The 3,911-nt window shown below is 58.9% G+C and carries 4 protein-coding genes; 2 read left to right on the top strand and 2 right to left on the bottom strand.

Going from position 1 to position 3,911, the window contains the following annotated elements:
- Positions 1–162: 162 nt before the first annotated feature.
- Both B2W70_RS11990 and B2W70_RS11985 read right to left on the bottom strand, forming a co-directional pair.
- Entirely contained in the window at positions 163–1,092 is a 930-nt protein-coding gene (locus B2W70_RS11990; RefSeq protein ID WP_286745978.1) for a hypothetical protein, read from the bottom strand.
- Complete coding sequence (locus B2W70_RS11985; protein ID WP_286745976.1) at positions 1,089–2,150, bottom strand: MarR family transcriptional regulator; 1,062 nt, start codon at positions 2,148–2,150, stop codon at positions 1,089–1,091. The genes B2W70_RS11990 and B2W70_RS11985 overlap by 4 nt, the downstream gene beginning before the upstream one ends.
- A gap of 346 nt (positions 2,151–2,496) precedes the next feature.
- On the opposite strand from B2W70_RS11985, the gene B2W70_RS18450 reads away from it, so the two are divergent.
- Positions 2,497–2,820 carry a helix-turn-helix domain-containing protein gene (locus B2W70_RS18450; protein WP_414631053.1) on the top strand — a complete coding sequence of 108 codons (324 nt, stop codon included), beginning with the start codon at positions 2,497–2,499 and terminating at the stop codon, positions 2,818–2,820.
- Positions 2,817–3,887 carry a hypothetical protein gene (locus B2W70_RS11980; RefSeq protein WP_286745974.1) on the top strand — a complete coding sequence of 357 codons (1,071 nt, stop codon included), beginning with the start codon at positions 2,817–2,819 and terminating at the stop codon, positions 3,885–3,887. Before B2W70_RS18450 ends, B2W70_RS11980 begins: the two co-directional genes overlap by 4 nt.
- Positions 3,888–3,911: the final 24 nt, after the last annotated feature.

Below are 3,911 nucleotides of genomic sequence, written 5' to 3'. Positions count from 1 at the left end.
TGGCGCGCCCGGCTGGGATCGAACCAGCAACCCCTGCCTTCGGAGCGCCATTTCCGACTGCGAGGGACACTGAAAACCTCGCTAAATCAACCACTTAGGTTGACCCGATACGACCCAGTATACCCCTGTTTACCGGGCCAACTGTCGGAAAAGTGTCGGAGATCAGAGGTCCTCCAACACCTCAACCACCTCGGCCAGGACCCGCTCTCCGGTGGCCTTGAGTTGCTCCACAGACACCCTGCGCGAATTGAGCAATCCGAACTGACAGGTGAACCAGGCCTCCTCCATGTCCACATCGCTGCGCAGCAAAGCCCTCAAGCCTTGCCCGACAGCAGGCTGAAGTTGTTCTCGCTCTTTGGGTAGCACGCGCTCGAAAGCTTGAGCCCACATTGGCACCCACGCATCAAGTGCATCTCGATCCCGCTCCGTGGTCAGATAGGCCAGCGCCAACACACGCCCCAGGTCCTTGTTGGCACGCTTGATCTGCCGTTGGTTGAACGGCTGGCTCATCACCGCTGGCCCGATCTCCGGATGATGAAGCAGGTTGGCCAAGGCCATCATCGCAGGGTGCGCGATGCGCAGTCCCATGGGCGACGCCACAGGGCCCACTTCGACCACGCCGAGGTAACCGAATGAGCAAAGCGCGAAATGGCCCAGCGGCGTGTTCACGCGCTGAAACTGCCGCTCTGTTCGGCTCGGCGGCTCATCAGCCGAAGTAGACAGCAACTCGGCGAACCATTGCTTCTGATCTCCCGGCGGGTAGAGCCGGACAAGTGGAAGATCCCGTTCGGCCGTCTGCTCGTTGCCCGGCTGACGCCACTCGCCCTCGCTTGGCAATGTCCAGCCTGCTGACAGCAAGGTTGACGCCACATCCTGGGCCACAGGTACCGCACTGGCGTAGGGTGCCAGCAAGCAGTCGACATCTTTGGTTCGAATGGCATCCTCGCCGGAATCGGCAAAGAAGTAGTAGCCAGCAGCCAGGCTGCCAACAATGATGACGTTGGCCTTGCAGTCTTCAGGCAAGGCGTCTGCCACTTGCTGCAGGACTTGTGTCGGAGTCAGTAAGGCATCCATGAAGTTCACTTGGTTCAATGTTTCTGCAGCAATGCGTGCAGCATGTCCTGCGCCTGCGAGTCGAGCCGCATTTCATGAAGATCAGCCATGCACTCGACCGGATCCGCCCAAACACGCCCACCATCATCGCGCTCGAAACACCCTTGCTTACGAGGCAAGAGATGAATCACCAGATTGGCCGATGAATCGGGACCGTCACATTGCTTCAGTGCGGCATCCAGTCGGCGGACGAACTTCAGGTCCAAGGGCCCATCTTTCTCCACCAACATGGTCAGATCCAACCGAGGCGCCGCGGTGATGTCCAAGGATGGGTAGTGATGCATGGCACCCATCACCCCGCCGATGGCGATGCTGGACTTTTTCAGGGACGAGAGTCGATCGGCCAGCGCATAGACGGACCTGGGCTGCCCACTTTGATCCTTGAAATAGATCGTCCTGCGTGCCGACTCTCCGGCCACCAACCAGCGACGCCACTCATCGATCGGGAAGCGGTTCAAAACGACTGAACGCCCGCGTCCGCGCTCAATCAACCCGGCGGCTTCGAGTGACTTGATCACACCCGCCACCGTTGGATAGCTGGCGCCAATGGCCTCGCACAACTCATCCGTGCTTTGAAAGCCTGTGCCACGCAGCCAGGACAGGAAGAGCCACCCCAGCACCACATGCTTGGTGGATGCTGCCCGGACGCCTACCGCTTGAGTGCCTTCACGTTCGATCAACTCCATCAGCCACGCGCGCCCTTCTGGAGGCAAAGCCGCAGGCCAATCACTCAGTGAGGCTCCTTCTGCTGGCCACATCAAGTGCACGCGCTCTCCGATGTGAGGCGGCAAGATCCTGTGAAGCATGGATTGCTCTTCCCGCAAACGATCTTCCGAAATGCGGCATCCAGGCAAAGCCAAGACAATCTGAGCCACAGGGTCCAGAGACGCCAAGTAGGCGCAAGTCAACAAATTGGCACGGACGTCTCGCAGGCTCTTGGCATGCCACTTGACCTCGGCGCACCACTCTTGCCACTGCCCGTCCAGATCCAAGCCAAGAGCGGCCATCTTTCGCTTGTCCAACAAGATGTTCTCCATGGGGCGCATCACCACAAGAAAGTTGCACCTAACAATCAAGTTGCGACTTTAATAGACAAAGGAGAAGGTTGCAACTTACTTCTTAGTCGCGACCTTAACAACGCGAGAAGTCGTTCGCTCGCATCATGCGATGCGCACATGTGCGTCGTTCGCAAACAACGCTCGATGCACCCCATTGGAGAAGCCTGAATTTATACGGGGTACGCCTCGGCATACTGAAGCTGCAAAACGAACGGTGACACGCCGATTGCCAGATTTCCACCCCTTGGTCTGGCATAGGCGAGCTGCTGCATGGCCGATCAATTCACTGGAGAAAACAGAAAGGGGAAAAAGAAAGTGAAATCAAATGTCGACATTAGACCTCCTCGCAACTCGACTGCCTGCAGTCGTTGATCTGCGAACTGCAGCCCGAGAAACTGGATTTGCTGAGCAAACCATTCGAAACTCCTTGCACCAGGGGAAATGCCCATTTCGCGGATACAAAGACGGTAACCGATGGAAATTCCGGCTGCAAGACTTGGCGGACTACATTGATTCGCGGTGTGTGGACGAAGAGTCCGGCGGGAGGCGTGGCCCAGGGAAGCTGGGGCGCCCCACCAAGAAAGAGCAAATCGAGCGCCGCCGAGCAGCACAAGCAATGGCGCACCAGCGACAAGGGGGCGAGCAATGAGCGTACGTTACCGCCCCATCTGCCCACAACAGGCTTGGCGCAGCCAGTTGGCGCACTCACTCACAAGTGTTGAGCGTTTCGGTGAGCTGTATTTACTCACCAACCCGGCCGCAAATGCAATCGGCTGTTACCCACTGATCCCCCGAATTGCAGCGGCCGAAATCGGCATGTCCGCCGATGAAATGCAAAACGTCATTTTACGGTTGGAGGAAATGTCGGTGGCGATTCTGCGAGACGGACATATTCTGGTCAAAACATGGTTCTTGCACAGCACTTGGGAGTCAACGTTGACTGGCAATGTGCTGAAAACCGCACTGGCAGATATTCGACGCATGCCGCCGCAGCTTCACACGCATTGGCGGGACGCCTGCGTGGCAGCGGGTGCTCCTGCGCCGCTGGTGGACGACTGCATGGTGAAGGCCCTCCAGAGCCCCTGCCAAGGGACTACCAAGGCGCTGGCACACACCAACGAAACGGAACCAAGAACAAACTCAGACACAACCACCACCAACGACTCGCACAGCGAGTCGGCGTTGTGGCTGTCGCCTGGCGCTGAAGCACACCGCCAGACGTTGTTGCGCATTGCCCGTGAAGGCGACCTCACACCAGCGCAGATGCAGGAACTCGGCTACGAGTTGTCAGCGCGGATTGATGCCGCCTCGCAGGGAACGGGCAAATCGATCGGCGTGGCATCGCGGTGGCTGTCGGCTCTGGCGCAAGCTCAGCGGCAAGGTCAAAGCATTCTTCAGGCAGGGGTGCCTCTTCGTGACGCTCAACACCGCACCCGCGCGAAGCATCAGCAACAGGATCGTGATGCAACCGCGCGCGAGGAGGAGCGCAACCGCTCCCTGAGGGAGCGCGAGCAGGCCGAGTCCGCGCTTCAAGCACTCGACGACGCTGCGCTTGAACGTCTGATCTCAAAGGTCCGGACTGCTGCTCAGACGCCAGTGCAGGCTGCCCGTGACCAGCAAGCGCTCCGCGAGCGTCGCCTGCCTGCGAGTTGGCACTTGACGCTGAAACAGTTGCTCATGCAGGAAGGACTGATGGTTGGGGTGAGCCAGAGGTAGCCACGCGTCTTCTGCCCTCCCCCC

Origin of the sequence: Aquabacterium sp. UBA2148, assembly GCF_002328915.1 — a bacterium.
Taxonomy (GTDB): Bacteria; Pseudomonadota; Gammaproteobacteria; order Burkholderiales; family Burkholderiaceae_C; genus Aquabacterium; species Aquabacterium parvum.
The sequence above is the reverse complement of the archived record's forward strand: the minus strand, read 5'-3'. Positions and strand labels throughout refer to the sequence as shown.

Bases quoted from the DNA above. Each gene is read 5' to 3' on its own strand.
- B2W70_RS18450 (WP_414631053.1), top strand. From the start codon at position 2,497: ATGTCGACATTAGACCTCCTCGCAACTCGACTGCCTGCAGTCGTTGAT.
- B2W70_RS11980 (WP_286745974.1), top strand. From the start codon at position 2,817: ATGAGCGTACGTTACCGCCCCATCTGCCCACAACAGGCTTGGCGCAGC.
- B2W70_RS11985 (WP_286745976.1), bottom strand. From the start codon at position 2,150: ATGGAGAACATCTTGTTGGACAAGCGAAAGATGGCCGCTCTTGGCTTG.